The organism is Microbulbifer maximicatervae (SeqCode), assembly GCF_052467225.1.
On record NZ_CP174303.1, the window covers coordinates 1,341,739 to 1,366,402 of the forward strand.

Annotated in this window: 20 protein-coding genes; 10 read left to right on the plus strand and 10 right to left on the minus strand. The window is 48.1% G+C overall.

Translation table 11 applies throughout. The features are described 5' to 3' along the window. Positions 1 to 85 precede the first annotated feature (85 nt). Both ACJJIZ_RS05800 and ACJJIZ_RS05805 read right to left on the minus strand, forming a co-directional pair. Positions 86 to 2,668, minus strand: coding sequence for a protein kinase domain-containing protein (locus ACJJIZ_RS05800; protein ID WP_444915506.1), 2,583 nt, complete (start codon positions 2,666 to 2,668; stop codon positions 86 to 88). 106 nt (positions 2,669 to 2,774) lie between these two features. Further along, complete coding sequence (locus ACJJIZ_RS05805) at positions 2,775 to 3,749, minus strand: FHA domain-containing protein (RefSeq protein ID WP_444907248.1); 975 nt, start codon at positions 3,747 to 3,749, stop codon at positions 2,775 to 2,777. Between the two features lie 715 nt (positions 3,750 to 4,464). On the opposite strand from ACJJIZ_RS05805, the gene ACJJIZ_RS05810 reads away from it, so the two are divergent. Further along, positions 4,465 to 5,859, plus strand: a complete 1,395-nt coding sequence (locus ACJJIZ_RS05810; protein WP_444915507.1) for a cytosine permease — start codon at positions 4,465 to 4,467, stop codon at positions 5,857 to 5,859. Between the two features lie 46 nt (positions 5,860 to 5,905). Here the strand turns inward: ACJJIZ_RS05810 and ACJJIZ_RS05815 are convergent, their stop codons facing one another. The 3 genes from ACJJIZ_RS05815 to ACJJIZ_RS05825 all read right to left on the minus strand — a co-directional run bounded on the left by ACJJIZ_RS05815 (position 5,906) and on the right by ACJJIZ_RS05825 (position 7,890). Continuing rightward, entirely contained in the window at positions 5,906 to 6,469 is a 564-nt protein-coding gene (locus ACJJIZ_RS05815) for a YceI family protein (protein ID WP_108734532.1), read from the minus strand. Positions 6,470 to 6,481: 12 nt separating this feature from the next. Beyond that, positions 6,482 to 7,087, minus strand: coding sequence for a cytochrome b (locus ACJJIZ_RS05820; RefSeq protein WP_444915508.1), 606 nt, complete (start codon positions 7,085 to 7,087; stop codon positions 6,482 to 6,484). A gap of 134 nt (positions 7,088 to 7,221) precedes the next feature. Beyond that, positions 7,222 to 7,890, minus strand: a complete 669-nt coding sequence (locus tag ACJJIZ_RS05825; protein WP_444915509.1) for a hypothetical protein — start codon at positions 7,888 to 7,890, stop codon at positions 7,222 to 7,224. A gap of 570 nt (positions 7,891 to 8,460) precedes the next feature. Here ACJJIZ_RS05825 and yihG point away from each other — a divergent pair. Continuing rightward, positions 8,461 to 9,363 carry a 1-acylglycerol-3-phosphate O-acyltransferase, YihG family gene (gene yihG / locus ACJJIZ_RS05830; protein ID WP_444896075.1) on the plus strand — a complete coding sequence of 301 codons (903 nt, stop codon included), beginning with the start codon at positions 8,461 to 8,463 and terminating at the stop codon, positions 9,361 to 9,363. A gap of 52 nt (positions 9,364 to 9,415) precedes the next feature. Here the strand turns inward: yihG and ACJJIZ_RS05835 are convergent, their stop codons facing one another. Then, on the minus strand, positions 9,416 to 9,853 hold the full coding sequence (locus ACJJIZ_RS05835; RefSeq protein ID WP_413663346.1) for a host attachment protein: 438 nt from the start codon (positions 9,851 to 9,853) through the stop codon (positions 9,416 to 9,418). Positions 9,854 to 10,168: 315 nt separating this feature from the next. Here ACJJIZ_RS05835 and ACJJIZ_RS05840 point away from each other — a divergent pair, with 315 nt between their 5' ends. The 3 genes from ACJJIZ_RS05840 (at position 10,169) to ACJJIZ_RS05850 (ending at position 11,936) form a co-directional block, all read left to right on the plus strand. Further along, a complete protein-coding gene (locus ACJJIZ_RS05840; protein WP_282931225.1) occupies positions 10,169 to 10,597 on the plus strand; it encodes an Hsp20/alpha crystallin family protein in 429 nt (142 codons plus the stop codon). A 74-nt stretch (positions 10,598 to 10,671) separates the two neighbouring features. Further along, a complete protein-coding gene (locus ACJJIZ_RS05845; RefSeq protein ID WP_108734525.1) occupies positions 10,672 to 11,088 on the plus strand; it encodes a CBS domain-containing protein in 417 nt (138 codons plus the stop codon). 272 nt (positions 11,089 to 11,360) lie between these two features. Then, entirely contained in the window at positions 11,361 to 11,936 is a 576-nt protein-coding gene (locus ACJJIZ_RS05850; protein WP_444915510.1) for a PhnA domain-containing protein, read from the plus strand. A 146-nt stretch (positions 11,937 to 12,082) separates the two neighbouring features. Here the strand turns inward: ACJJIZ_RS05850 and ACJJIZ_RS05855 are convergent, their stop codons facing one another. After that, positions 12,083 to 12,325, minus strand: a complete 243-nt coding sequence (locus ACJJIZ_RS05855) for a DUF6868 family protein (RefSeq protein ID WP_444915511.1) — start codon at positions 12,323 to 12,325, stop codon at positions 12,083 to 12,085. Positions 12,326 to 12,558: 233 nt separating this feature from the next. On the opposite strand from ACJJIZ_RS05855, the gene ACJJIZ_RS05860 reads away from it, so the two are divergent. The 3 genes from ACJJIZ_RS05860 (at position 12,559) to fghA (ending at position 15,752) form a co-directional block, all read left to right on the plus strand. Further along, positions 12,559 to 13,572, plus strand: a complete 1,014-nt coding sequence (locus tag ACJJIZ_RS05860) for an AraC family transcriptional regulator (protein ID WP_444915512.1) — start codon at positions 12,559 to 12,561, stop codon at positions 13,570 to 13,572. Positions 13,573 to 13,746: 174 nt separating this feature from the next. Further along, positions 13,747 to 14,880: an S-(hydroxymethyl)glutathione dehydrogenase/class III alcohol dehydrogenase gene (locus ACJJIZ_RS05865; protein WP_444915513.1), complete on the plus strand. Its 1,134-nt coding sequence runs from the start codon at positions 13,747 to 13,749 to the stop codon at positions 14,878 to 14,880. 14 nt (positions 14,881 to 14,894) lie between these two features. Continuing rightward, positions 14,895 to 15,752, plus strand: a complete 858-nt coding sequence (fghA, locus tag ACJJIZ_RS05870) for an S-formylglutathione hydrolase (RefSeq protein ID WP_444892043.1) — start codon at positions 14,895 to 14,897, stop codon at positions 15,750 to 15,752. Between the two features lie 138 nt (positions 15,753 to 15,890). Here the strand turns inward: fghA and ACJJIZ_RS05875 are convergent, their stop codons facing one another. Beyond that, positions 15,891 to 16,343 carry a hypothetical protein gene (locus ACJJIZ_RS05875; protein WP_444907253.1) on the minus strand — a complete coding sequence of 151 codons (453 nt, stop codon included), beginning with the start codon at positions 16,341 to 16,343 and terminating at the stop codon, positions 15,891 to 15,893. 412 nt (positions 16,344 to 16,755) lie between these two features. Between ACJJIZ_RS05875 and ACJJIZ_RS05880 the strand changes: the two genes are divergently transcribed. Further along, a complete protein-coding gene (locus ACJJIZ_RS05880) occupies positions 16,756 to 18,963 on the plus strand; it encodes a S9 family peptidase (protein ID WP_444915514.1) in 2,208 nt (735 codons plus the stop codon). 71 nt (positions 18,964 to 19,034) lie between these two features. Here the strand turns inward: ACJJIZ_RS05880 and katG are convergent, their stop codons facing one another. Beyond that, positions 19,035 to 21,308 carry a catalase/peroxidase HPI gene (gene katG / locus ACJJIZ_RS05885; RefSeq protein ID WP_444915515.1) on the minus strand — a complete coding sequence of 758 codons (2,274 nt, stop codon included), beginning with the start codon at positions 21,306 to 21,308 and terminating at the stop codon, positions 19,035 to 19,037. A gap of 338 nt (positions 21,309 to 21,646) precedes the next feature. Between katG and ybaK the strand changes: the two genes are divergently transcribed. Beyond that, entirely contained in the window at positions 21,647 to 22,114 is a 468-nt protein-coding gene (gene ybaK, locus ACJJIZ_RS05890; protein WP_444915516.1) for a Cys-tRNA(Pro) deacylase, read from the plus strand. 140 nt (positions 22,115 to 22,254) lie between these two features. Here ybaK and ACJJIZ_RS05895 read toward each other — a convergent pair whose 3' ends face one another. Continuing rightward, positions 22,255 to 24,603 carry a DNRLRE domain-containing protein gene (locus ACJJIZ_RS05895; RefSeq protein WP_444915517.1) on the minus strand — a complete coding sequence of 783 codons (2,349 nt, stop codon included), beginning with the start codon at positions 24,601 to 24,603 and terminating at the stop codon, positions 22,255 to 22,257. Between the last annotated feature and the right edge of the window lie 61 nt (positions 24,604 to 24,664).

The following is a 24,664-nucleotide window of genomic DNA, read 5'->3' on the forward strand; positions in this document are numbered from 1 at the left end:
TAGTACAATTTCGTGAAGGCATCTGTCCCCTCCTAAAGGGAAATGGTTCACGTTATTCCATTCTGTTCGACTTGCTTTTGACTGTTTAGCTGTCAATTCTACCAGAACATAGAGTTGGATAGCTGGTGCGTAAATCATCGAAATTTGCCAAGGTGCAAATAGGTTGGAAGCCAATTGTTGTGAACCACACTGGAGCCATGCCTAACTCCAAAGTTTTTCGTATATAGGCTTTGGCGGAAAGTATATCGCCGCTGGCCATGTAAACTTGGGCGCGGCTGTAATTGACAAATAGGCCGTCTGGAGCGGTGTTATCCATCTTTAATAGTGTCTCAATGGCTTGCTCACCCTGACCAAGCTCTGAGTATGCCCTTGCCCGCAATAACAGTCCAAGCCAGTCCTCCTGCTCTTGTGCTAGGACTAGAGCGCGCTGAGCAAACTCTTGTGACTGCAGTTGTCTGTTTTCTAAGCGGGCAATTTCTGCCAGTAGTAGATATACATGGGGATCGTTAGGGGCTCGTTCAGCAACATGGCTCAGGCAGTTTTTCGTATCCTGTAGCTGATGTTCGATGTAATAGGACAAGCAAAGGTTGAAGGTATCCCGATCCCCTAAATGCTTTAAGCCCACCTCACTAAGGAGCCGGATAGACTCTTTGGGGTGGCCGGAATCCAATTCATTGGCTGCAAGCAAGGAGATAGCATCAATATATTGATTATTGAGACGGATAGCATGTAAAAGGTAAGGCCTCGCTTTTTCCATTTGCCCCATCAGGGTCAAGGTCAGAGCCTTTTGACGAAGATAAAGAGGGCTGGTACGAATGTTGAGTGCTTTGTTAATGACTTCAAGCGCACGGTTGTAATTCCCCCCTCGCTGGTGGGCTTTCGCGCGCAGGAAGTAGTAGAGAGCCTGATCAGGTAGTTGCAGCTTTAGTTTTGCAAGTAAGGACTCTGTAAGCTCTGTATCTGCCAGGAAGATGGCAATACGCAACTTAGTGATCAACACCGTTGGGTGGTTAGAAATCTTTGTTGGTATGTTGTTGAGAAGCCCTGTGAGTCGGCCGCGTATTTTGGTATCCCGCGAGTGATATAGGTGGGTGGCTAATAGATCCGCTAACAGTTCGTAGTAGGAGGGGAAGTAGGGATTCCTTTTTAGCAGAGCCTCAACTTTGGTAATTGCCTCGGCAACATTAGCTTCATTATTGCGCTGTTCGAATATCTCGAGGTATTGCTGGTAATCTTCAGGGCTAAGGCTGAACTGAACTCTTAGGCTTCCTGTTGGGTAGTTGGGAAGTAGATAGTGCAGTTGCTGCAAAACACGTGCGCGGCTCTCCAGCGGTGCATCCAGGTTCAGCATGGCACTACGGTTGGCGACTTCAGCAAACCCCTCGGTTTCTATAAGGGCAAATGAAGCTTCACAGGCGGTGGCTTCACAGTTTAGGGCAAATTGGAGCAGCAGCTGTGCGTTGAGCGCTTGCGCCTGCTCCCGCAAAGGCTTGCCTTTTAGTTGCTGGGATTCCGAATAGGGCACCAGTAGTAGCGCTGGTTGATCGGAAAGCCCCTGTTTGATGGAGCTGAGAAGGTTATTGGCCAGTAGCTTTTCCTCTCGGCTGCGCAGGTTTGATAAGTCTGGCTCAATAATCGCAATGTACTTTGCCGAGGGTTCTTTACTTCCCCATAGAGAAAGTTCAGGAAAAACAGCGGCGGTTAAGCCGAGTAACATCGCACCGGATGCCAGGAGTATGCCGGCTAGAAGCTTGTGTCCTTTGTTTTTGCGTCGATGTTGTACATGGAAGTCTTCAGTGGTGATCGTGATGTCGTGGTCATCGGCGGCTTCCTGATCCGATGTTAATTGACTCAATATCACATCCAGATCGGTGGCTACAACGGCAGCACTGACGGGGCGTTTGGCCGGGTTTTTGGCCAGCAGCTTATCCAGCAACTTGCACAGTGCCGTAGGAAGTCCGGGGTTTATGGCCCCTGCGGGAGGGTGCGGGTTGTTGATGATCCGATCGATAATAACGTATGGGCTTCCGTGCTTGCCGAAGGGGGGCTGATCACACAGTAGGTGATAGGCGAGCATTCCCAGGGCAAATAAGTCACAGCGGTTATCCAGTTTCTCGCCGAGGGCCTGCTCGGGAGACATTGCGTGCCAGCTGCCGGCGATATGCTGCTCGCGGGTAATTTCTCTCGTCTCCTGCCAGCTCCGGGCAATTCCAAAATCAGCAATTTTTGCGATGTTATTGCTGTCAATAAGGATGTTGTCCGCTTTCAAGTCGCGGTGAATAATCCCGGCAGCATGGGCCCGGGCCAGACCGGTAGTGATTTGCTTGAGTAGCTGGATTTTCTGGCGGAGGCTGGGGTTAAACTCCCGTGCCCAATAGGTGAGTGGGCGGCCATCGACATACTCCATAACCAGGGCTACATCGTTTTGCTCTTCCACAACATCATAAATTTGTACGATATGGTTGTGGTTTAGTTGTGCGAGCAGCAATGCTTCCTGGCGAATTCGCTGAGAGGCCAATTCATCTTCAGGGTTGTTGAGCAATCGCTTTACGGCGACCTCTCGGTTAAGTCGCTCATCTTTGGCGAGGTACACAACCCCCATTCCCCCGGCTCCAAGCTGCCTGATGATCTTGTACCGGCCGATATAAGTGGGTGGTTGCGCTGACATTGTAATTCTTGCCGAGGGATAAGGGATTCAGCTCCGCCACCCTGGCAAATAACTACTGAATAGGTAATGAAGGGGCTTAGCCTTAAGCCCCTTGCTGGAGATGAAGCTATACTGCTTCCGGCTCAGTTTTTGCTTCGAGTTGGTTGCCTTTATAAATTTCGAATTGTGGACAACCAATACGGATTTCCCAGGATCGACGCTCTACCAGGCTCGAAGTATCCACTGCATCAGGTAGGGATTCAGAGATTTGTTTGCGGGCGCGGAAGATTTGGGTGTTCAAGTGGTTAACAGTGATACCCAGCTCGTGAGTGGCTACCTGAATAGAAACCCAGCCCTGGGAGTCAGTGTCCATGCCGCTCTGCATATCTTTGTGGCGGGCACGAGCAAGGTACAACAAGAGATAGTTGTGGATTCTTGCTGGTAAGGATTGCTTCATGCCTTCCCGCTGAAGTTGTAACTGCACATGCTCTTCGTGGGAACTCACAGAGAACTTCAGCTCAAAGTCGACAATAGACAGCTGCTGCAGTGACAACTCTTTCGTTGCCCCTTGGTTGTCCGCCAGGAATAGCTGCCAGCTATGCAGGCCGCAATCGATGCGATCGCCATGATTTACCAGGATCTTATCGCCGTCTTCAGCGGATGGGCCTGTGAACTCGTACAACCACTGCCCTGTTAGGGGGCTGTACTGAAGGCTGGCGAGAGGCTCATTTTCGTCGGGCAGCAGGTGGTATTGTTCCAGTGGCTGTGCCTCGCCGGAGTGAATATCGATCAACAAGTTCTCGGGAGCGTCGAGGTTTTCGACGATCCAGGCTGGGTTATTAGCCCGACCAAAAGCGATCTTATCACCGGTTTGGAGTGGGTAGCTCTTAGCTGGTACCAGCTGCTGGCCATTTAGCCAAGTGCCATTGCGACTCAGGTCGCGGATATTCCAATGAGTACCGGTCCACTGCACTGCGGCATGGATGCCCGATATTTCAGCACTTGTGATTCTTGTGTCTACTGCACCCTGCCGGCGCCCAATGGTGTGGTGTGCCATTAAGTAAACTGGTTGTTCCCTATCTGGATGCTGCAAGCAAGCCATATTCCTACCCTTCTGCCGTGGCCAACTCAAGTTGTGGCCTGATTGCGACAAAGTTCATTCATACTGGTGGATGCCCGCTGTGCTTGTCCTGCGAATACCTCAGCAGTACGGAGTCTTGGCTTACCATCTGCGGCGATTATTTCCCTTGAGCTGAGACACTACTTGTTGTGATTGGCGCTGCTCTGCGCCGCTGTCTCACTGATAGTCTCGGAGAGGATTGCCCCAGTTCTGAATGATTTAGTCACTACGATTTTTGGAAATTGTTCTATTTTTGCGCTCCCTTGATAATTGTCTCTAGAGGGAGTGCAATAATTGTCAGTAATTGCTTCCATTTTCGCTGAAAAGTTGTGCCGCCGTCAAAAATCTTAAAGACCTTTTCGTACTTTTACTTGTGACTTGGTTAATGTTCTCCAAATACACGGCTGCACACTAGTTTAATGGATACTTGCCTGTATCTTTGTCGACCGGATCTTCTTTAATCGATGGCTACACAATATATTTCACAGTTGTGCGCCAGTGCTAGCGGCATTACTGCTAATTTGGTAAATGGATACCACTTTTACTGTTATTGAAAATAAGTCTCAATTGTAAAAGAGAATATATATTATTAACTGTTAAATTTGGCACTTTTGACGGCTTGTATGTCATTGTTGAAAAGGCTGATTTGAAGTAGCTGCTTTGGCGCGCTATTTATCAGATGCACTTAGGTGACACTTTGCAGCTAAAGAATGAAAATTTAGCGGTGGTGAAGCCCGAAGCTAAACGCTGGGGCACTCTGACGATATTTAACCTTTGGGCCAACGCTGCACAAAGTCTCGCTGGCTATACCCTGGCGGCAACCCTATTCCTCGGCCCCAATACGAATGCTTGGCTGGTTCTCGCTGGGATCGCTATTGCAGCAATTTTAATTATCATCTTGTTAAATTTAATCGGTGAACCGAGTGTTAAATGCGGTATACCGTTTCCCGTATTGGCCAGGGCGAGTATGGGAATCCGAGGTGCTAACGTCCCTGCGCTGCTTCGGGGGAGCGTGGCAATATTTTGGTACGGTGCGCAGACCTGGTTTGCTGCCCATGCCATGTCTTTATTACTGAGAGAGTGGTGGCCACAAGCTGTCGGAGGGCAGTGGCTGGCAATGGACCGGATCGATTGGGCTTCCCTCGTACTTGTCTCATTATTTCAAGCTCTTCTATTTTTCAAAGGTATCAATACGATCCGTTGGTTTATCAACCTGGCTGCACCCTGTGTCTATGGAGTGATGCTAGCGCTGTTGTGGATGTTAGTGGTTCGCAGTGACGGACAGTTTTCATTTGCTGTTGCTACTTTCTTTGATCGGTCTATAGCATCCTGGGGCGATGGCTTGGTCCAGCTCATCAAAGTCACAGGTACTATGTTGGCTCTCTATGCGCCGATAATCCTAAGTTATGGAGATTTTGCTCGCTTCTGTAAGAACGTGTCTGTTATGCGAAGGGGAAATTTGCTGGGAATCACTATAAATATGACTGGCTTTGCGATAATTGTTCTGTTCACCACTATCGCCGCCCAGTCAGTTTTCCACCAGAACCTGGCGAATCCCACTGATATTGTGCAGAAGCTTGGGAATCTGGAACTGTCATTGATCGCCGCGGTTGTTTTTTTTACAGCAACGGCCGGCATCAATGTGGTGGCGAACTTTGTGGCTCCAGTTAACGATATTTCAAATCTTCTGCCAAAGTACCTGGGGTTTCGCAGGGCGGCATTGATAACGCTGTTTCTGGCCTTTCTGATTAGTGCTTTATGGCCCGCTGTTATCAAACAAATTGGTTTAGTGGCGTTCGTAAACTGGATGGGGGTTTTCCTGGCGCCTGCCTACGGTGTCATATTATCTCATTACTACTTAATAGAGAAGCGCCAGATGGACGTAGGGCAGTTGTATTACAGCGATAGTGATGGGCGTTATTACTATTTCTGTGGCTGGAACCCGCGTGCACTGCTGACTTTATTGGCGACATGTATTGTCATCACAATGCTAGCTTTTTTCTTGCCAAGAGGGTTGATGGCAGGCGTCGACTGGCTATTGGCTGCGGCTGTTGCCTCCGTTGTTTATTGGAGTGTTGCGAAGCGCAGTTAGGGGAAAGCCCGGAGGTATTTCCGGGCTCTGGGGGCGTACTTTTTTGTTAGATACGGATACCTTCGATATCCAGGATCATCTCAACTTTCTGGGAGGCTGGGCCTAGGGATTTGATACCGAATTCTTTCAGCTCGAACTCAGTGGTTCCACTGAAGCCCTGGCGGTAGCCGCCCCAAGGGTCTTTACCGCCACCGATATTGGTAACGTCAATTGTGATTGGCTTAGTGATACCGCGCAGGGTCAGTTCGCCATTTAGACGGGCTTTGCCGTCTTCCAGAGGTTCAAAGCTAGTGCTCTTGAAAGTAGCAGTGGGGAATTTTGCGGTATCGAGGAAGTCATCACTGCGCAGGTGCTTGTCGCGCTCAGCGTGATTGCTGTTGAGGCTAGTTACATCGATGTCGACATTGATAGAAGATTTTTCTGGTTGCTTTTCATCGTAAAAGAAGGAGCCGTTGAAGTCATCGAAACGGCCGTACAGCCAGCTGTATCCAAGGTGCTTGATACGAAACTGCACAAAAGCATGAGCTCCTTTGGTGTCGATTTTGTATTCCGCTGCTTGGGCTACAGTCCCCATCAGAGCTGCAATAAGAAATACAGAGAGCTTCTTCATGTCATTTTTTCCTTATTTGGTGGTTGAGAGTGTTGTTTGTACGTGTGAGTGATCGTCTGTAGAGCCCTTTACACGGATGCCGAGGATTCTGCGCAGTGTGCCGTCACGGTCAATAAAGTGATGCTTGAGGGCTGCCAAGATATGTGCTGCTACGAGTCCAATCAGGCCCCAGGCAAGGATTTCGTGGATAGATCCCGCAATGTCTTCCTGATTGGGAATTCCTTGTAAGGTTGCAGGGATGCTCACTATGCCGAAGACATCGATAGAGCGGCCATCGGCGGTAGAAATCAGATAGCCGGAAACCATGATTGCCAGTAGTAACAGGTAAATCAGTCCATGAGTGGCGGTGGCGGCAAATTTCTGCCAGTTGGGTGTTTGGGGATTGCTCGCCGGAGATGGGTTGGCAAAGCGCCAAGCCAGCCTGAAGAGTAGAAACCCTAGCAGGATGATGCCCACCCCTTTGTGAATTTCAGGGGCTCGTTGATACCAGGGATCGTAGTAGGATAGCTGGCGCATCCACCAACCGAGAATAAAAGTCCCTATGATCGCAGGGGCCATTATCCAGTGGAGGGCGATGGCTACCCAGCCGTAGCTGGAGGAGCTGTTTTTGGCCTGCACTTCTCTCTCCTATTGGTAGTACGTCACACTTAGATTTGCTAAGTGCCACTAGGGTACAGCCTTTGGGCTCTACCACCAATGGGGAGTTCCTGAGTATGGGGAAGGAGTCAAAGGTGTTAGTAGGAAATGCCGCGCTATATCGAGCGCCCCAGGGAGCTTTCGCGCTCGGCCGCCTGAAGGATGCGCTCACAAGATAGCCGATCCAGCGAGGAAGAACGCTGTGCCAATTGGTCTGCCAGCCAGCTGGTGGAGTGCTCTTCATCCCCAAGGGCTAGTTGTTCCAGCTGCCAGATAACATTTAGTAGGGTCTCACGCTCAAACCCGGTCTCAACCGCATGGCTGGTAAATAGATGGGGTTCCAGTTGTTCCAAATCGTTGCGCTTGAGCACTAACTCCGCATAGGTAGGGTACCAGCGGCTGCTAAACGGTTCTGGCCGCTGGTGGTAGTCGAAGGTGATTCGCAGCCGGTTTCCGTCGGCATCTTCCAGAAGCGGGGTGTCATGTTCGTAGGCGGGCAGCGCTGGATTGTTCCGCAAGATATCCACGATGGCGTGCCAGTCACTGGCATTTTCGTAACAGAGCCTGACGGGCTCTACCAGTTCACGGGTCCCCTTGTGATCTTCCAAAGACAGTTTTTGGCCTGGACGGTACCAGTACAGGTTAAGAAGCTGCTCATCGGCCAGGTCTGCAAGATGTGCACTGGTTAGTGGCTCTTCAGACAATGCACTCAGGTGGTCAACGGCCTGCTGTACGCTGAGCCATTGCTTGCGGTGGAAGTGTTGCTTATTACCTGTAATTCCCATTCTATTCTCCCGGCGCAATTCTACGACCTGGAGCCTCAAGTTTAGCAGGGTGCAACGCTGCTCCAGTCACTATCGTGCCTTTGCGGCGTGGGAAGATAAAAGTTGCTAATCCATGATTATAGAAAGGGTACAATGGCGCCTTTTCATATCCAGGGCATGCTGAAAAAATGAGGCCGCTCACTGGGCTGCTGTCACTGGTTTTATCCGTGCAGTTTGCGCTGATGTATCGCCGATAGATTCAGACTATTCAGTCAATAAATATGGGGTTGAAATGCGTGTTACTCTCCCAGAGTTGCTGCGGTTTGATATTGCCTCTGGCGCGGCTAAAGCCTAGACGCTCGGCGCATGAATTTATTGCAGTGGAGCAGTTTCCCATGAGCCATAAATATACACAGCCATGTTGATTGCGATAGGCAGCCTGTAGCCCGGATTATGTAAATACACTGATGAGAGCAGAGTCCGCTTAGTTTGTGATAAGTGGATTTCAAGATATTAAAAAAGAAACGGGTAACCTGTGAATATGGCGTGACAGCCTGACCTGTAAGCCCGGAAAATTAAAAGAGCCTTTAGATGTTTAACTTTCTCCCTTCGTTTTTGCTGTTGGTCATATCTTCGGTGTTGCTGGCCGTTAGCACATTGGTTTGTGCAGCCCCCATACTCTTGTTTTCAGTTTTTAGATTTATTCTCCCTTTTGCCTTTCTGCAAAAAATTTTCATGGGTTTTTTTATTTCTTGGGCAGAAATGTGGATAACCCTAAATAAAGGATGGATGAAGCTGACCCAAAGAACCCAGGTGGATGTACAGGGGATAGAGCATCTCGATAAACATGGATGGTATCTGGTCACAGCGAACCATCAAAGCTGGGTTGATATCTTTATTATGCAGTCGATTTTTAATCGAAGAATTCCATTCCTGAAATTTTTTGTGAAGCAAGAGTTGATCAAAGTTCCTGTGATTGGAATGTGCTGGTGGGCACTCGACTTTCCATTTATGAAGCGTTACAGCAAAGAATTTTTGAAAAAACATCCAGAGATGCGCGGTAAGGATCTTGAAGCGACGAAAAAATCTTGTGAAAAATTTAAGCTAATACCCACCAGTATTATGAACTTCCTTGAAGGAACAAGGTTTAGCAAAGAGAAGCATCAAAGACAGCAATCGCCTTTCAAACATCTTCTAAAGCCCAAGTCCGGAGGGATTGCTTTTGCAATGCACTGTATGGGTGAGCAGCTGAACCAGTTACTGAATGTCACCATTGTTTACCCTGATGGTATACCTACTTTTAAAGATTTCCTTTCCGGTAAGTTAAAGAAAGTGATTGTTCGCATTGAGAAAGTCCAGTTGCCGAGCCGGTTTTTTGAGAGAGACTACGCAACCGATCAGGAGTTTCGGGTGGAGTTTAATCAGTGGGTAAATGAGTTATGGACTGAAAAGGATGCCCTGATTGATAAGCTTTTAATGGAAAGCAGGGCTTGAGCGGGGTTCGTAGAGAGGTTCACTCGTGACCCTCTCTACTGGCCGAACGTCATTATAGCCAAATAGGAAGCTGAGCCCGGATCTCCTCGGGTTCACAAGCCACCAGATTTTTTCCTGTTTCTCCCGCTATTGTTGCGCGGGTTGGAGTTTTCAAGGCATCCCTCAAGCTGCCAACCATGTAGGGTTCTGCAACAATATACAGTTTTTCGTACTGGCCCTCCTGTCTTCCCCTCTCCAGGGTATGTGCAATTTCTCTGGCAAAATTCTCACCTTCACGGCGATGTAATCCTGCAGAATTACCTACTGAGTGCCTTCCTTGACCATAGCTGTCGAAAGTGCGTCCGGGTGCATCACTCTCTTGGTCTCTGCCAGAGAGCCGTGATTCTGGGTGGAGTAGTGCCTGGATTTCATTGAGATTTCCCGCGCGTTTGTTGGCTTCAAAAATTCGCGCTTGGGACTGGTTAGCCACAAGGACCCATGCTAAGGCCATGAACATATCCTCGTTTAACTGCCTTATTTAATCCTAGTAAATAGCCATATTGGCCACGAGCCCTGGTTGCTTATTGATGGATATGGAGGTGGAAATTCTCTTTAGGTTCAATTGGAAAGGAAGTTTTTAATATTTATATGTACAAAAGAAATATACGACAGCTCTCATATTCAATTTGTAATGGCTTTTATCGGCACTTAATCCCTTCGTTTGTCGCAGTATTTCCTAGACTGTACTCAAGATGTAACAGGCGCAAGATGGACTCTTGAGTTTTCTGGCGCCTTTTGCGGCTTAGCGTAAAAAGAGGTTGTAGATATGAGTCTGATCCCCAGAGGGTCCCTATTGGACCTTGATAATATGTTTGAACAAATGCTCTCACCGACCCGTGCAATCGGCTCTGAACGCGAGGGATTTTTTTCACCGCGTATTGATGTGAGTGAGCGCAAGAATATGTATGAAATTAGCGCTGAGCTGCCGGGAGTGGGTAAGGACGATATCAGTGTAACCCTAGAAAATGGGGTTTTGACCCTTGAAGCTGAGGTGCACCGCGAGGTTAAGGAGAAGAAGGATGGCCGCGTGCTTCGTCAGGAGCGGCGTTACGGCAAGTTCTTGCGCAGTTTCAATCTTGGTGAAGATGTTCGCGAAAGTGAGATTGATGCAAATTTCAAAGATGGGATTCTCACGCTCACGGTACCAAAACATGAGGGGCATCCCCCGCAAAGAAAGCGGATTGAAGTGCACTGATCTATAGGGGTTAAGGGTGATGGGTTTTACCCGTCACTCTCTTTGGCATTTGTCTAAAGAGCTTTGAGGTACCTATGAAAGTTAAACACGCAATGCATGAGGGGGCTACCTGGTGCACCCCGGATACTCCATTACAGGAGTTGGCAAAAATTTTACGAGATGAAGATATTGGTGCAGTACCGATCGGAGAAAATGATAGGCTTGTAGGAATAGTGACTGATAGAGATATTGTATGTCGCGGTGTGGTTCAGGGGGGTAATCTCAGCTCTCTGTCCGCCCGAGATGTTATGACAGAGGGGATTGAATGGTGCTGGGAAGAGGATGATCTGCTGTCTGCTGTCCACAAAATGGAGCAACAGTTGTTACGGCGAATGCCGGTACTCAATAGTGAAAAGCGTATGGTCGGTATTCTCAGTTTAGGGGATATTACCAGTGCCATCGCCAGCAAGCAGGGTGGGCAGTTCGCAGCAGCGGTCTCCTCGCACCACTGAGTGTGGAACTTAACGCATAATGCTCTTTACAGTCGTCAATCTATATTGGCGGCTGTTGGAAGTTTTAGTGCTCTAGAGTGCCCTGTCTGAAGCCTGTGAATCCCTTGGCAAACTGATGGCTCCATCTACTACTGGGCTGTTGATAGTCTTATTTACTTCCTGTCTGAGCTTGATCATGTTTACGGTCGACCCCGATGTCCGTTAAATGTGATTATTTGGGAGGCGTAAAGGAAGAATCAGTCGTATAATCCCTACTTTTTTTGAGGTTACTTATGGCTGTGACTCAGGAGCAGTTGGCACAACGCAGTGGAAATCAGTGCGAGCTCTGTAAAGCAGAAAATGGCTTGGCGGTTTATGACGTACCCCAGTCAGAGGGCTATCCAGATGCGGCAGTATTATTGTGTCAAACCTGTAGGGACCAGCTGGAAAATCCTGCACAGCTGGAAAGTGCGCACTGGCAGTGTCTGTCGGAGTCTATGTGGAGTACCGAGCCGGCAATTCAAGTGTTGGCATGGCGTATTCTAAAGCGCTTATCTGGCGAGACCTGGGCCCAAGACTTGTTTGACATGTTGTATTTGGATGGCGATTTGCTGGCCTGGGCAGAGGCCGGGGCAATACCAGAGGCTGGTGAGTTGGTGATTCATCGGGATAGTAATGGTGCCCAGTTACAAGCTGGAGATAATGTAGTTATTATCAAAGACTTGGATGTAAAAGGAAGCAGTTTGGTTGCAAAACGGGGAACGGCAGTTCGCGGTATCAGCTTAAGCGATAATCCTGAGCATATCGAAGGACGGGTCGAGGGTCAGAGAATTGTTATTCTGACAAAGTTTGTGAAAAAGAGTGCCTGATAAATATTTCAGAAATAACTTCATTTTCTGAAAAGGGTATCTGCCGGCGGACCCGAAATACTCCCCTATCCGTCTTAATTATGAAAATAAGAAAGGTATAGTTTACCTTTCTTATTTTTTTTGCAAAATATTTCCGCTTTTATCAATTAACTGATAATTTTTAGAGCAAAATACGGTGTAATATTTAAGACGATAATAGCAATTTTGTATTGTGCTAGATATTGAAAATATGCACGGCCTAAATCTTGTTCATTAAGCTCAAATACTCGTGCGTGAATCCTGGTGATCGACTTCCTCAGGCAGACAAGTCCAATAGTTGATAGCAGTAGTATCAATATGTTTATAATCGAAGCCCAGCCTAAAAATAGTGTTAGATTTTCAGTTTCCATGTGAAATTCCCTTGCAGTTCTTTCTCGTATAAACCGATAGTTTTATGAGTAGATAGTGGAAAGTGCCACAATAGTCAGGCACTAGCCTTCAAATAAGTTGCGTTTGTGGATAGGGGTAGTCCCAGTTAGTTGAAGAGCCATGTTATATGATATAGCTATTGTCCGATGCTCATTATTCCTAGACACTGTGTGATAGTGCAAATGAGAGGTTGGCAATATGGTAGCTATAAAACATGAAGCCTATCTATGAAATTCGCAGTGGTGCGCTGGCTGGGTTTAATCTATTGGTGCCACAGCTCGGTGGTCAGTCATCAGATTTTTTAGCGCAAGTGGGGCTTCCTGCGGATTGTACACGTCGTCCAAATATATTGATCCCCATTGCAACGCTGGTGGACCTCCTTAATTTGTGTTCACGGGACTTGTCCTGTAGTGACTTTGGCTTGCGATTGGCGGGGAAGCAAGGGCTACGTATGCTGGGCGTCCTTGGTAAGCTGATACTGGAAAGTGAGAATCTATCCAGTGCTTTGACAGTAACTCATCGGTATATGGTGTTACACAACCAGGCGGACCACTGGAAAATTTACCAAACCGATGACTGCTTGATTGCAGAGAGAGTTAATCACTTCCCCGACGCAATTCCCGCGCAACAGTATACTGAACTTTCAGTAGGCGCCGCCTATCGCCTGATACAGGAGATGGTTGGCTCTAAAGTATCTCCCCGCTCTGTTTCATTTCGGCATAAGCCCCAATCTTCGCTGAGTAGTTACCAAAATTTTTTTAGCATTGAGGCTAGTTTTGAGCAAGATCGAGATCGCTTGGTTTTTGATGGATCATTGATGAACTATCCCCTCGCTAAACCCAGCAGCGGTCTTATGAGATATTTTGAGGAGTTTTCCAAGTGCTTATTGGCAGAGCACAAGGGTGATATCAGCCGACAGGTTCAAGTCTTAATCCTTCAAACTCTCGGGGCCCAGCAGCACTCCCTGGAGCAAGTTTCTCGCTTACTCGGGATGCCAATGAGAACGCTTCAGCGCCGTTTAAATGAAGCGGGGACCTCTTTTAAACAGTTGGTACAGGGGGCGCGAATGAAGACTGCTCGCTGGCATCTACGGGCCTCAAGTATTGATGTGGGATTACTATCAGCAAGTTTGGGCTACACGGATATCAGTGCTTTCTCAAAAGCATTTCGAGCCATTCATGGAAGCTCCCCACTGCAGTGGAGGAAGCGACAAGCTATTAATTGTTAATCAATTAAAGAAATTATTTTGAGTAATGGTTTAGCGCTACCAATTATTACTATAAGGGTGAGATTTTAGATTTTTCCTGATTTTACTTCAGCAGCGGCGCTTGGCTTTGCACCAATAATCTTAGGGGACTATGCTGGGCGCCACTGGAACGAATGATGAAAGGCAGAATTGAAAATGAGTGCAGAGACAATCCGCTGTAAAGCAGCTGTAGCTTGGGGGCCTGGGGAGCGTTTGGTTATTGAGGATGTCGATGTTATGCCTCCCCAACGGGGTGAAGTTCGCGTGAAATTACACGCCACCGGCGTTTGTCACACAGATGCGTTCACTTTGTCAGGAGATGATCCTGAAGGGGTATTCCCGGCAATCCTCGGCCACGAAGGTGCGGGTGTTGTTGAGTCCGTTGGTGAGGGGGTGACCAGTGTCTCTGTCGGGGATCATGTAATTCCTTTGTATACCCCCGAATGTGGCGAATGTAAGTTTTGTCTCTCTGGAAAGACCAATTTGTGCCAAAAAATCAGGGGCACCCAGGGCAAAGGGTTAATGCCTGACGGTTCGACACGCTTTTCGGTAGATGGGAAACCCATTTTCCATTATATGGGATGCTCTACTTTTTCTGAGTACACAGTCCTTCCTGAGATATCTGTGGCCAAAATTAATCCCGAAGCCCCCTCAAATGAGGTTTGTCTGCTGGGTTGTGGTGTTACTACGGGAATGGGAGCCGTTACCAATACCGCCAAGGTTGAGCCGGGCTCCTGCGTGGCAATTTTTGGTTTGGGTGGAATTGGTTTATCCGCAGTGATCGGAGCCAAGATGGCTGGCGCCTCACGAATTATTGGTGTCGATATTAATGAGGACAAATTTGCGCTGGCGAAGAAACTGGGAGCCACTGAGTGTATTAACCCCAAGGCTTACGATAAGCCTATTCAAGAGGTTATCGTAGAGCTTACCGATGGAGGAGTGGATTATTCTTTTGAGTGTGTGGGCAATGTTAACCTGATGAGAGCTGCCTTGGAGTCTTGCCACAAAGGATGGGGGGAATCCATTATTATTGGAGTGGCAGGTGCGGGACAGGAAATCAGTACACGCCCATTCCAGTTGGTTACAGGGCGGGTTTGGAAGGGATCAGCATTCGGCGGTGTAAAGGGGCGCTCTGAATTGCCTTCTTTCGTAGAGCGTTACCTGGCTGGAGAATTTAAATTGAATGACTTTATTACTCACTCAATGCCCCTTGAGCAAATAAATGATGCCTTCGATTTAATGCACGAAGGTAAAAGTATTCGCAGTGTTATTCATTTCCAGCAGGCTTGATAGGAACACTTAAAATGTCGATTGAATTGGTTGGCAGTACTAAATCTTTTGACGGTTTGCAGCAGCGTTACCGACATAAATCCAGCACGCTCAACTGTTCTATGGTCTTCTCCATTTTTTTACCACAGGATGCAGAGGGGAATACACAGAGGAAATATCCTGTTGTTTATTGGCTATCGGGCTTGACGTGCACGGATGAAAACTTCAGTCAAAAGGCTGGTGCTCAGAGAGTCGCTGCAGAGTTAGGGATTATCTTAGTGATACCCGATACGAGCCCCAGAGGAGACGATGTGGCGGATGACCCGGGTTATGATCTGGGGCAGGGGGCTGGTTTTTATGTAAATGCGACTCAAGAACCCTGGAAGCAGCATTATCAAATGTATGACTACATCGTGGATGAACTTCCAAGCCTGGTAGAACTTCATTTCCCCACCAATGATCGACGCGGGATTTGCGGACATTCTATGGGCGGGCACGGTGCCCTGGTCATCGGTCTGCGAAACCCCAAGCGATATCAATCAATTTCTGCTTTTAGTCCAATTTGTAATCCTATTGCTTGCCCTTGGGGAGAAAAGGCGCTGGGAACTTACTTGGGAGCTGATCCCAAGAGCTGGGAACCATATGACGCAACAGTGCTAATGGGGCGCGCTGTAGAGAAAACTCCGATTTTGGTTTCTCAGGGGGAACAGGATGAGTTTCTTGAGGAACAGCTGAGACCACATTCCCTGCAAACAGCTGCTGAAGCCAGTGATTATCCTCTTCGGATAGAGCACCATGCAGGTTACGATCACAGTTACTATTTCATCGCTTCATTTATTGAGGAGCACTTAAGGTTCCATGCAGACTCATTGTTGAGCAGACATATATATTAGGCTGGATAAATTACGGACTAGTGAAGTTAGCCCCTCAGTTGAGGGGCTGTTTGGGTAAAGGGTTTCGCGCCCTGGGCAAGTTGCTATGTATAAAGCGGTACGAGCAGAATACATAGAGCCAAAGTGAGAGGCGTAAGCTTATCGTGCAACCGCCCGACACTCGCCAATAATTTCAGCTCTGTTCTGGTCAAAAGTTTGTTCGATCAGGAACCAGCCATTGGGACAGAAGCCACTTTCGGCTAGCAAGAGTTCCATTCTCTGCCGGGCAACTTTCTTCACATCTCCAGAATTGGCGCCGCCGGGACCGCCACCTCCTGGGCCACCACTACCCTTACCACCGCCGCCGGGACCACCACCACCGGGACCACCGCCACCTGGACCTCCGCCACCTGGACCACCACCACCCGGACCACCACGCTTACCGCCTTGGCCCTTGGGGCCGGCCCCAATGGTTGCCTTGTAGGTAAAGCGACGATGGCCCAGTTCGGTGATGTCAGTGACAAACGATTCAGTGGTGGGGATCTCTGGTGTAGAGCTACAGCCAGCAGCGATCAAAATCACAGCTGCAGATGCAAAGAGATGAACCTTCATTATTGTTACCCCATATTTTGATAAAAGCTTTAGTCCGACATTAGCTAACCACAAATGTTGGTTAAGCAGAGTAAACATTTGTAAAGGGGGGCTATTGCAGCAGGATTGTTTGTGCGCAAACACAAAACTGTAAGGTACTGCATGTCCCGGAAGGTTCCGTTGTAGAATCCTTCACCGGTTTGCTCTATCCACAATATAGCTGCATTTTTTAGAGGGTTTCCGATAAATTTGAGGTACTTCTGGTGATCAGAACAAGTCCCAAAGAGAAGCTATGGCTTACCTGGATGTCATTTAGGCCGGCTCCTAAGGAAGCCGGAGATAACATGGAATTAATCAGAATTTTCTAAATAATCCCCCTGCTAGCAAAGTGGTACGTGAATTGCCAACAATACTTAATATAAAGAGTTTTCCTATGAAACAAGCACTGCTTGCATTACTTGGATGTACTTTTGCAGGAATATGTTCTGCAGAGTCACTCAGCATTGAACGGTTATTCTCCGACCCGGCTCTGAGTGGTACCGCTCCCCGAGCGCTGGAATATTCACCTGATGGGCAGCGCGTAACTTTCCTCAAAGGTAGAGTTGAAGATTACAACCGTTACGATCTTTGGGAGTACAACCTGAAAGACGGTCAGTCCCGAATTTTAGTCAATTCCGATAGTCTGCACAGCGGTAGTGAAACTCTTTCGGATGAGGAAAAGGCAAGACGGGAGCGCCAGCGAATTTATGGTAGTGGAATAATGGAGTACAGCTGGTCAGAGGATGGTCGGTCTCTGTTATTCCCTTTGGCCGGCGATATTTACTATTACGATCTCAAAGACCGTTCTTCGCGTCGACTGACTGAAACGGAAACCTTTGAAACCGATGTAAAGGTTTCTCCCGAGGGGCACTTTGTTTCGTTTATTCGCGACCAAAATATCTATATTGTCGATCTGAAAACCGGTAGGGAAAAGCAGCTAACCAGCGACGGCAAAGATCATATTAAAAATGGAATGGCTGAGTTTGTTGCCCAGGAGGAAATGGACCGGATGACCGGTTATTGGTGGTCTCCTGATGATCGGCATATTGCTTTCCTGCAAGTTGATGAGTCGCCAGTTGATCAGGTAACCCGTAGCGAAATCTATGCGGATCGTATCGAAATGATACAGCAACGTTACCCCGCTGCTGGGCGTGCGAACGCAAAAATCCGACTTGGCCTTATAGATATTGATTCGGGGGATATCCGTTGGGTCAACCTGGGAGATAATCAGGATATTTATATTCCCCGAGTAAAATGGGCCCGTGATCACCTGTTAACTTTCCAGTGGCAATCTCGAGACCAGCAAAAGTTAGAGCTTCGTGCTTACAATCTCAATACGGGAAAAACCCGAACGCTCCTTACCGAGTCCAGCGATACCTGGGTTAACCTGAGCCATGATCTCCACTTTTTGGAAGATAGCGATGCTTTTATTTGGTCATCGGAGAGGGATGGCTTCAAACACCTGTATAAATATGATTTTGGCGGCAGATTACAGGCACAATTGACTAAGGGAGATTGGGTGGTTGACGAGTTAGAGGCTGTTGATGAGCAGGCTAACCGTCTGTATTTTACCGCACGAAAAGATACTCCAATCGAGAGGCATCTCTATGCAGTCTCCCTGCAAGGGGAGAGCGACATTAAGAGAATTTCACAGCGTAGTGGTATGCACTCTATCGAATTTTCTGAGGATGCCTCTGGATATATTGATAAATTTTCCAGCGTTACCACGCCGCCTCAAGTGAGCCTGCACAGCAGCTCAGGGGCCAGAATCACCTGGCTTGAGCAGAACGCTGTAAATCGTGATCACCCTCTCTATCCTTATAAAGATCAATGGATCACTCCGGAGTTTGGCAGTATTGAGGCGCCCTATGGCCAGGAGCTTTTCTACCGCTTGTACAAACCTGCTAATTTTGATGCGAAGAAAAGTTACCCGGTAATGGTGTTTGTCTATGGTGGTCCACACGCTCAGGTGGTTACCAATAGCTGGGATAAACTATTCAACCAGTATATGGCCCAACAGGGTTATATTGTTTTTTCCCTAGATAATCGTGGTTCAGCAAACCGCGGTACCACTTTTGAGAATCCTATCTTTAAGAATATGGGATCTCCTGAAGTGGAAGATCAAATTACCGGCGTTGAATTCCTGCGTACCCTGCCTTACGTTGATAAAAATAAAGTAGGTATCTTCGGCCACAGCTACGGTGGTTACATGGCACTGATGAGTATGTTCAAAGCCGGAGACTACTTTAAGGCGGGGGTATCTGGTGCGCCGGTTACGGACTGGACGCTGTATGATACCCATTATACTGAGCGCTATATGGGCAATCCAAACAAGGATATGGATGCCTATGAGGCATCTTCTGTGTTTCCCTATGCGAAGGGCTTACAAGGTGATCTGCTGATTTATCATGGCATGGCGGATGACAATGTATTGTTTACCAATACCACTAAACTCATAAAACAGATGCAGGACAACGGCCAACAATTTGAGCTGATGACTTATCCAGGCAAGAAGCATAGCTTGCGCGGTAAGCAGACTCGCATCCACCAATACAGCATGATCAAGCGCTTTTTTGATCGGCATTTAAAGGGGCAGGATTAAAACTTAAATAATCTCCCAGAAGAAAAAACCGAGGCTAGCCTCGGTTTTTTCTTTATTGAGGTATATGATTTTTAAGACTGAGGCTGATCAACCCGATCCAAATTCATTACCTTGGTCCAGGCCTGCACAAAATCATTTACAAACTTGTCAGCGCCATCACTAGAAGCATAAACCTCTGCGACTGCCCTTAATTCAGAGTTTGAACCAAAAATCAGATCTACAGGTGTGGCTGTCCACTTTGCCTGGCCACTTTTGCGATCTTTTCCTTCATAGATACCCTCTGATTTTGCCGACTTGGACCAGACAGTAGACATATCGAGCAGGTTCACAAAGAAATCATTCGTCAGTGTGCCGGGGCGCTGAGTAAGTACACCATTCTGTGAGGAGTCGGTATTTGCATTAAGTGCGCGCATTCCTCCAACCAGAACAGTCATTTCAGGCACACTCAGGGTTAACAGACTGGCTTTATCAACTAATAACTCTGTAGGGGTTCTTCCATAACCATCGCCAAAGTAGTTGCGGAAGCCATCGGCCAGAGGTTGTAGTACTGCAAAAGAATTAATATCTGTTTGTTCCTGGGAAGCATCGGTGCGTCCAGGTTTGAATGGGACCTGAATTTTATGTCCGCCTTGCTCTGCTGCTTTTTCAATGGCTGCTGCGCCTCCAAGTACAATGATATCTGCCATTGAGATTTTTTTGCCCCCGGATTGGGAACTGTTAAATTCCTGCTGGACTTTTTCCAGCGATGCCAGGACTTGTGATAGTTCAGAGGGATCATTTACCGACCAGTCCTTTTGGGGTTCCAGGCGAAGACGGCCACCATTGGCACCACCGCGAAAATCTGAACCACGGAAGGTAGAAGCTGAGGCCCAGGCAGTCCTCACTAGATCGGGAACGCTAATGCCTGCCGCCAGTATTTTTGCTTTGAGAGAATTTATATCCCGGCTGTCAATCAGAGGGTGATCAACTTTGGGGATAGGGTCTTGCCAAATTAAATCTTCTTCGGGTACCTCCGCTCCCAAATAGCGCGCGCGAGGGCCCATATCCCGATGAGTCAACTTGAACCAGGCTTTGGCAAAGGCGCGTTGAAATTCTTCCGGATTTTCCTGAAACCGTTTGGCAATTTCTTTGTAGCTGGGATCGAACTTAAGGGATAAATCCGTGGTAAACATGATGGGGGCATGGCGCTTATTCTTGTCGAATGCATCGGGCACCAGATTTGCCGCGCTCTGATCATCGGGAATCCACTGAACGGCACCAGCTGGACTTTTTGTTTTGACCCAATTGAATTTGAACAGGTTGTCCAGATACTGCTGGCTCCAATTGATCGGGGCGGCAGACCAGGCCCCTTCCAGGCCGGATGTCATTGTGTCGTCGGCATTTCCTTTCCCACACTTATTTTTCCAGCCAAGCCCCTGTTGCTCTATCGGGGCGGCGGCGGGCTCTGGGCCGAGGCAATCAGCTTTCACTGCACCGTGAGCCTTACCAAAAGTATGGCCTCCGGCAATCAAGGCTACTGTCTCTTCGTCATTCATCGCCATGCGGGCAAAAGTTTCGCGGATGTCTGTGGCGGCAGCCACCGGATCGGGATTGCCATTGGGGCCCTCCGGGTTGACATAAATCAGCCCCATTTGCACAGCGCCCAGGGGTTTGTCCAGCTCCCGATTGCCGGTGTAACGCTCATCCGCCAGCATCTTGGTTTCGGGCCCCCAGTAAATCAGGTCGGGCTCCCAGTCATCCTCCCGCCCTCCGGCAAACCCGTACGTAGGGAACCCCATAGATTCCAGGGCCACATTGCCAGTGAGCACCATAAGGTCTGCCCAGGACAGTTTGCGTCCGTATTTCTGTTTGATGGGCCAGAGTAGACGGCGGGCTTTATCCAGGTTGGCGTTATCAGGCCAGCTGTTGAGGGGATCGAACCGCTGTTGACCACCACGGGCACCACCGCGACCATCACCGATCCGGTAGGTGCCAGCGCTGTGCCAGGCCATTCGGATCATAAATGGGCCGTAGTGGCCATAATCCGCTGGCCACCAGTCCTGGGAAGTTTTGAGCTGAGTTTCGATGTCCTGTTTTACCGCTTTAAGGTCCAGGGTTTGGAATTCGGTAGCGTAATCAAAGTCGTCACTCATTGGATTGGATCTGGGGGAGTGCTGTCTGAGCGGGCGTAGGTCGAGTTGGTCTGGCCACCAGAACCTATTGGACTTTGGTTGCCCTTCAACTGCGCCCTCAAGAATGACGGGATCAGTCACCACTTCCTCATTGGTGTCTGCGGCATAGAGTGGCGCGGTTATAAATATTGAGATTATTAAAGCGGCACAACTACGATTATATTTTATTAGCATCGAAAGTGTCTCCGTACGATCGTTGATACATCCTTCGTTTCACTATTACTCATCGTAATGATATAGGCGACTTGCTGCGATTTAGTAAGGTGACTTTCGGTTTACGATAGCACCTGATTCATCTATCCAGCAGATAGTATAGCGGGTAAATAGTATAAGAATTTACCGGTATAAGGATTAAAAGTAATCAATAAGGTAAATTGAAAAACTTAATAACCAAGCCTATTTGTTGAGTGGCGATATGGGCTGGGGTAGTTTTATTTATAGGGTGTTTTGTCTGGGGCCTATTGCATTATTATGTGGGTGTCGTTTGGTGGAATATATAGGTTGTGGGTTATATGACTCTGGGAATTGCCTTATTAAAAAAGAATAATATCAGTCATAAGGTTCATGAGTATAGACACGACTCTTCAAGTGATTCTTACGGTTTAGAAGCATCACAAAAATTGGGAGTTGCTGAGGAGAGAGTGTTTAAAACGTTGGTAGTTGCGCTGAGCAATAAAAAGTTAGTTGTTGGTGTTGTTCCGGTTTCGACCACGCTTAACCTGAAACTTATTGCAAGAGCTGCCGGGGCAAAGAAGGCGATAATGGCCGCTCCAGCTGATGTAGAGAGATCAACAGGTTATGTTTTGGGGGGCGTTAGCCCGCTTGGGCAAAAAAAGCGCTTGAAGACTATCCTTGATCTATCGATTCAAAATCACTCAACCATTTTTGTGAGTGCTGGCCGTAGGGGACTGGTAATAGAGTTAAGTCCAGATGACCTGATAAAGGCTGTCGATGGCAATCTAGCAAAAATTTGTGAGTAACTGAGCCGGGCAGTTCCTGATGTGAGGGTTTATTAGCTTCAAGGTGAATAGCTATTGCCTTCTCAAAAGTAGTGCATGAAGAAATCAGTAAGTTAGTTGTTATTGAAACTGGGCTCTCCCTGGGGAGAGCCCAAAAAGTATTAATTACAGACTGTCTGCATTGTCAGGAGAGGGCTCTGTCCACTCTCTTTGGAGCTTATATCGAGGCCATTAATGCCTCCCTCTGAAGCGATCACCAGGCCGTGATTACTATCGTTGAGCCAGCGGTCCACTATACCGGAGGCTCCCAGGTCAATTAGGTGTCGACCAGTAGAAGAGGGAGTAAAGCTACCCACCTGAAGCCCAAGAATCGAGCTGCCGTCGACAGAGTCCCATGTAGCGGATTCCTCTTGCCAGCTTTGTGTCGCCATATATATGCCATAGCTGTTGCTGGATGTATTGGTGACATTCAGTTCGAGTGTCGCATCAATATATTGCTGACAACTTAAACCGGATAAATCGAAGCGAATCAGGCTATACATTGTGCCGTAGATCAAATCGCTACCATCGGCGAGAAGTCCATCGCTGTCACCATCGAAATTGTCATCTTCCTTTCTGGAGGAGATAAAGACATCATCGGAGGCAACTTGGGATATCTTTTCGCTGACAGTGTCACTGCAGTCTGCAACCACCTTGAGGGCTGGTGCAATACCGGTTTCCTTTGATGAGATATCTACGCCATTGCTTCCATTTTGCGCGGCGATGACCATCCCGGTATTTTCAGCGTTTAGCCAGTCTTCCAGAATACCAGAAGAGCTTAAATCCAGGGTTAGGGTTCCAGTGGACGAAGGAATAAAACTGGCTGCCAATTGTGAAAGCACCCCCGATCCGCCGACTGAATCCCAAGTGACTGATTCTTCGTCCCAGTCAGATTCGGCCAGGTAAATTCCATAATCGTTGGTGGAGCGGTTGGTAATATTTAATTCAAGCTCAACTGAATTTATTGCTGAACAATTGGCGATATTGGAGAGGTCAAATTTGATTAATGAGTAGAGAGTTCCGTAGGTACTATCGCTACCATCTGCCAGTAGCCCGTCTGAGTCACTGTCGAAATTACTGGATGAATAGCGGGAAGAGATAAAGGCATCATCTGCTACGGGTAGGGTTACCTCACCGTTGTCACTGCTATCCTCGACAATGACACTCCTGCCAACACTATTTTGTGCGAGAACCATAGATTCGCCAATTTGGTTGGCACTCCACCAGTTAATGTCCTCTGGTAAAGCAAGGGGGTCATTGGCGCGATCTTCACGGGTCAGGATACTGGCGCTGTCGTCAAATTGGGCCGTGCGGACGCTCAGCTCATCAGGACTAACTTGTATCACTTTAAACTGCTGGATGCTGGCCATATCGATGGTCCAAAACTTGGCATCATTGGCGGAACGGGCCGGAGCCCCCCAACTGCCTTCACCCACATAGACAGTGCCTCCGGTATCACTGGTAGAAAAATCACTATTGCCCGGGGCGACAACTTCAGTGAGCTTGGTCAGGTGGGTATCTGATTCGACCACTAGGTTCATGGCGTAGTCATAAAATGGCTCTGCCCACCAATTGAATAATGTGGGGTTATCGGACTTGCCACTGTAATGGGGGAACATGGGCTTGTGGTATTGGGCAAAACGCCAATTGCTGTAGGCGCCACTTGTAGCTAAATCATCTTCCAGCCAGTTGTTCATAGCCGTTGCATAAGATGACCAGCCACTTTCCTGAAATTGGCTGTTTAGGGTGTAGACGCGTAAGAGGGGGGAAATCTGTACGGCGCCGTAAGTATCGCTGGGGCTACAGCTACTATCTGCATTGAAGTCGACTCCAAATACCTGGCAAATAGTGGAGTAGTTGTCATCTTCATGATTTCCATGAGTGGGAATTAAGGGGTAAATGCGTTGGTAGCTATACCCATCAATTTCATCGCTGGAATAAGTCAGGGTCCAGTCTTGTAAAAACTCATCCATCTCTGATGCGCTGTTGGCGTTAGTAAAATCGCCGCCGTGCATAACAGCCAGCGGACGGATCTTAGCCAGCAGTGCATTCCCCTCGCGCCGTGTTGTATGCCCCGTGCGGGTATCTCCCCCAGCGACTATGACGAAGGGAGATTCCTCCGCAGGAGCCGTTTTAAACCAGAACCGGTCGCCACAGCCGTCCTGATCACACACACGATAGTAAACTGCTGAATCCGGTGTTAGATTTTCCAACCTGACAAAGTAGCTATCTAAGCTGCCATCGAAGGTAGATGTTGAGTCAACCCCTTGACTGCTCCAGCTATTTTCATTGGTTGAATAGCCAAAATTAATGTAAGGATTACTCGTGTGGCCGTCTGGCGAAAAACCGATAACGGCACTGGTGGATGCATCACCATCCCAGGCCAATCTGTGGTGTTTAGTTGCTGAACTGGCATCAATTGCCAAACATAGAGTCGAGAAAGCAAAAGCAGTGCTTAAGAACCGTCTCATGGGGGATTCCTGTAAGTAGTGGTTATTATCTGAAGGCGCTGCAATTTGAAAGGTTAGTTGT

Bases quoted from the DNA above. Each gene is read 5' to 3' on its own strand.
- ACJJIZ_RS05800 (WP_444915506.1), bottom strand. From the start codon at position 2,668: ATGTCAGCGCAACCACCCACTTATATCGGCCGGTACAAGATCATCAGG.
- ACJJIZ_RS05805 (WP_444907248.1), bottom strand. From the start codon at position 3,749: ATGGCTTGCTTGCAGCATCCAGATAGGGAACAACCAGTTTACTTAATG.
- ACJJIZ_RS05815 (WP_108734532.1), bottom strand. From the start codon at position 6,469: ATGAAGAAGCTCTCTGTATTTCTTATTGCAGCTCTGATGGGGACTGTA.
- ACJJIZ_RS05825 (WP_444915509.1), bottom strand. From the start codon at position 7,890: ATGGGAATTACAGGTAATAAGCAACACTTCCACCGCAAGCAATGGCTC.
- yihG (WP_444896075.1), top strand. From the start codon at position 8,461: ATGTTTAACTTTCTCCCTTCGTTTTTGCTGTTGGTCATATCTTCGGTG.
- ACJJIZ_RS05835 (WP_413663346.1), bottom strand. From the start codon at position 9,853: ATGGCCTTAGCATGGGTCCTTGTGGCTAACCAGTCCCAAGCGCGAATT.
- ACJJIZ_RS05840 (WP_282931225.1), top strand. From the start codon at position 10,169: ATGAGTCTGATCCCCAGAGGGTCCCTATTGGACCTTGATAATATGTTT.
- ACJJIZ_RS05845 (WP_108734525.1), top strand. From the start codon at position 10,672: ATGAAAGTTAAACACGCAATGCATGAGGGGGCTACCTGGTGCACCCCG.
- ACJJIZ_RS05850 (WP_444915510.1), top strand. From the start codon at position 11,361: ATGGCTGTGACTCAGGAGCAGTTGGCACAACGCAGTGGAAATCAGTGC.
- ACJJIZ_RS05855 (WP_444915511.1), bottom strand. From the start codon at position 12,325: ATGGAAACTGAAAATCTAACACTATTTTTAGGCTGGGCTTCGATTATA.
- ACJJIZ_RS05860 (WP_444915512.1), top strand. From the start codon at position 12,559: ATGAAGCCTATCTATGAAATTCGCAGTGGTGCGCTGGCTGGGTTTAAT.
- ACJJIZ_RS05865 (WP_444915513.1), top strand. From the start codon at position 13,747: ATGAGTGCAGAGACAATCCGCTGTAAAGCAGCTGTAGCTTGGGGGCCT.
- fghA (WP_444892043.1), top strand. From the start codon at position 14,895: ATGTCGATTGAATTGGTTGGCAGTACTAAATCTTTTGACGGTTTGCAG.
- ACJJIZ_RS05875 (WP_444907253.1), bottom strand. From the start codon at position 16,343: ATGAAGGTTCATCTCTTTGCATCTGCAGCTGTGATTTTGATCGCTGCT.
- ACJJIZ_RS05880 (WP_444915514.1), top strand. From the start codon at position 16,756: ATGAAACAAGCACTGCTTGCATTACTTGGATGTACTTTTGCAGGAATA.
- katG (WP_444915515.1), bottom strand. From the start codon at position 21,308: ATGCTAATAAAATATAATCGTAGTTGTGCCGCTTTAATAATCTCAATA.
- ybaK (WP_444915516.1), top strand. From the start codon at position 21,647: ATGACTCTGGGAATTGCCTTATTAAAAAAGAATAATATCAGTCATAAG.
- ACJJIZ_RS05895 (WP_444915517.1), bottom strand. From the start codon at position 24,603: ATGAGACGGTTCTTAAGCACTGCTTTTGCTTTCTCGACTCTATGTTTG.